The 3,261-nt window shown below is 37.0% G+C and carries 4 protein-coding genes; all 4 read right to left on the bottom strand.

Annotated elements, in window-relative coordinates; all coding sequences use genetic code 11:
- Positions 1-159 precede the first annotated feature (159 nt).
- The gene (locus tag OZD61_RS01340) at positions 160-315 is read right to left on the bottom strand and encodes a hypothetical protein (RefSeq protein ID WP_167513690.1); all 156 of its coding nucleotides are present in this window, start codon (positions 313-315) and stop codon (positions 160-162) included.
- A gap of 326 nt (positions 316-641) precedes the next feature.
- Complete coding sequence (locus OZD61_RS01345; protein WP_274979571.1) at positions 642-944, bottom strand: type II toxin-antitoxin system RelE family toxin; 303 nt, start codon at positions 942-944, stop codon at positions 642-644.
- Positions 922-1,146: a hypothetical protein gene (locus OZD61_RS01350; protein ID WP_010962565.1), complete on the bottom strand. Its 225-nt coding sequence runs from the start codon at positions 1,144-1,146 to the stop codon at positions 922-924. The genes OZD61_RS01345 and OZD61_RS01350 overlap by 23 nt, the downstream gene beginning before the upstream one ends.
- Before the next feature lie 94 nt (positions 1,147-1,240).
- Positions 1,241-2,947 carry an arginine--tRNA ligase gene (argS, locus tag OZD61_RS01355; RefSeq protein WP_274979572.1) on the bottom strand — a complete coding sequence of 569 codons (1,707 nt, stop codon included), beginning with the start codon at positions 2,945-2,947 and terminating at the stop codon, positions 1,241-1,243.
- Between the last annotated feature and the right edge of the window lie 314 nt (positions 2,948-3,261).

Genomic DNA, 3,261 nt, shown 5'->3' on the forward strand with positions numbered 1-3,261 from the left:
AGCTAAATCGCTCTTAATCAAGCGTTTTAGAATAAAAAAAACGCCGATATTTTAGTACATAGTAAATAGCCAACCACCATGGGGCTTCTTTTGCCTTTTTTTTCATTTGGTAAATTTCTTAAACATTTATAGTTGCAATTTAAGAGCCCGTAAAGGGTGTCATTCCAGTGCCCCTGTGATGTATTCCAGTGCTTGACACTGGAATACAGTTTTCCATATAATCTCATCGAAAATGTTGTAACCACTTTCCATGCTAGTTTGCTTGTTCACAAGCAAACTCTTCTGGATCCCAGTGTCTGGGCACTGGGATGACAAGAGAAGGTACTAGCCTGACACCCTGACAACCGTCATCCCGCTGCTTGTTAGCGGGATCTATGCTAATGCCCTTTTATTCTTTCAATTATGTTATTTCCATTTAAATCTGTCTGTTCCGCAACTTCAGTGAATACAGTTGAATACTCCCTAAAACTGATTGTCATAACTTTACCCTACTTTGAATAATATTTTGATCATTACATATTGTAACAAAAAAAAGTCAACTCATTTCTTCTAACGGCTCTATATTAAAGATAGAAAGTCCAGAAGCAATGACGTGTGCTAAGGCTTGGACAAGTTGCAGCGGTGAGATCTTTCTTATATTTTTAATTGTGTAATCTTCTGTGTCTGTAAATGTTTTTTCTATACCCCACTGCAGTAATAAGTACTTTACGTTCTGAATGATTTATGATGTAAATTATACGGTAGTTGCTAACCCTTATCCTATATTGCCCTCTAAAGCTATGACATAAAGGCTTTCCTAGATTAAAAGGATCAACTGTCAGGCGTTTCTTTATGGCCTCCTGAACCATTAATTTAATCTTTGCCGGAAGAGCTGGAATTTCTTTTTCAATAACATTTTTTAAGAATTTTATAGTGTAAGTTTTATTTCCAGATGTTTTCATCATCCTCTACTTCTTCTTCACCTTCAGAGAGGCGATCGTCAGCTATTTTGGATAGCTCTACATCTTCTTCGAACTCTTCTTCCACTAAATCTACTAAAACCTCAGGAATAGTTTTATTTTGAGTCTCTGCCATTTCCGTAAGATACTGAGCCAATTTACTGTCAAAACTTACATTAACATTGAGCTTTTTTTGACTGTGAGCCATATATTAACCAGAAAATACTACCACGAACTATAACATTTTTACTTAATTTTGTCAACTTCTCTATTCGTTGAAAAAACAATCTTGCATAAAAAAATCAACTCATCTCTTCCAAAGGCTCTATATTGAAGATAGAAAGTCCAGAAGCGATGACGTGTGCTAAGGCCTGCACGAGAAACATTCTTGCAGCGGTGAGGTTTAAGTTGTCTTCCAGTATGAAACGCATGTTTAAATCACTCTTGCCATACCCCCATAAAACGTGAAACGCTTCTGCAACTTCAAGTAAGTAGAAAGTAATTCTGTGTGGCTCACAAAGCCTTGCTGCAATTTCTACTACATCTGGCCACTTTGCTAAGGTTTTTATGAGGAAGAGCTCTCCACCTGTCCTTAAAAGTGAAGGATCTGCTGTTGGGAGCTCTTTTGGAGCATTACGCATTAACGAATGAGCACGAGCATGCGCATATTGCACGTAAAAAATAGGGTTGTCTTTTGACTGTTCTTTAACTTTAGCAAAATCAAAGTCCAAGACCATATCATTCTTGCGTGTTAGCATTATAAAACGAGTTACGTCCCTACCAACTTCTTCCACTACATCTCTTGCTGTTAGGAAGTTTCCTGATCTTTTGGACATCTTAACAGGTTTGCCGTTCTCGAAAAAATTCACAATATTATGCAGTTTTACCTCTATTTTTGCTTGATCATCACTGAGCGCAGAGACGACTGCTTTGAGTCTTTTGACATAACCGCCGTGGTCACTACCAAGCTCTACGATCATATTGTTAAAACCACGCGATATCTTATCAAAATGGTAAGCGATATCCGAGGCAAAATAAGTCCAATTGCCGTCCTCTTTCTTCAATGCACGGTCAACGTCATCACCAAATTTTGTAGAGCGAAATAGCATCTCTTTTCTGGAAGTCCAATTTTCGCTTTCTTTGCCTTTTGGTTTCTCCAGGTACCCTTCATACACTAGACCCTTGTCAGACAATATCTTTATACTCTCTTCAATTTTGCCACTTTTTTGTAGCTCATACTCTGAAGTAAAAACATCATGATTTACTCCAAGTAAGTTCATGTCTTCCTTTATAATTTCTAAGATAGAACTTAAAGTATAGTCTCTAATCACTTGATTATCTTGCTTTTCTAGAAGCTCTGCGCCATATTTTTTGGCCAGCCCCTCCCCTATCGGTTTTAAATATTCACCTGGGTATAAACCTTTTTCAACACTAATTTTTTCTCCCAGAGCTTCTTTATATCGCAAATACACTGACCGAATTAGCGTATCTATCTGTGCTCCAGCATCATTAATATAGTATTCCTTAGTAACTTTATAACCAACTTTTTTCAATAAATTTGCCAGAACGTCACCAAATACTGCCCCTCTTGCATGACCAATATGCAGTGGACCAGTTGGATTTGCAGATACAAATTCAACATTGATGGCCTGATTGTTCCCTATATATAGGGTGCCAAACTCTGTTTTTAGCTCATTTATTTGTTTTAAAATTCCATGCCACACTTCTATTTTTAAGTGCATGTTGATGAAACCAGAGCCTGCTATTTCCACTTTTGCAACTTCATCAAAAAGTTCAAATTCTTTGGCTAAAACCTCTGCAATTTCAATAGGATTCTTCTTTTCATGCTTTGCAAGCACCATAGCAACATTTGTGTAAATGTCTCCATGGACTCTATTGCTTGGAGGCTCTATGATAAAGTTTGCTGCACTTGTGCTTATAACACCCCTTTGTTTCAACTCATTCAATTTACTAAAGATTAGAGAGGAAATCTGCTTAAAAATGTTCATTCACTATATTGCTATAAAATCTATAGCAGTATAGTGAATAAGTGGGACTAGTTGAAGGTTTATCTTAACTATTTTATCTTCCTGGATCAGAGTTTATATTAAGTCGTTGCCGTAACCATGGTAAGAGAAAGCCATACCTTCGCTGTAACCATCATTACCAGCATCAGGCTCTTCAACATCATCAGTTACCACCTGATCTTCAGTTGTGATTTTATCCTTGATCGTCTCGTCTACACCCTCATCACTATAAGAACCTGTTAAGGATCTCGAAAATATGAGGTAAAATAAGCATAGTTAAGAAAGAGGTATATCTA

The organism is Wolbachia endosymbiont of Drosophila bocki, from assembly GCF_028982005.1.
Classification (GTDB): Bacteria; Pseudomonadota; Alphaproteobacteria; order Rickettsiales; family Anaplasmataceae; genus Wolbachia; species Wolbachia pipientis.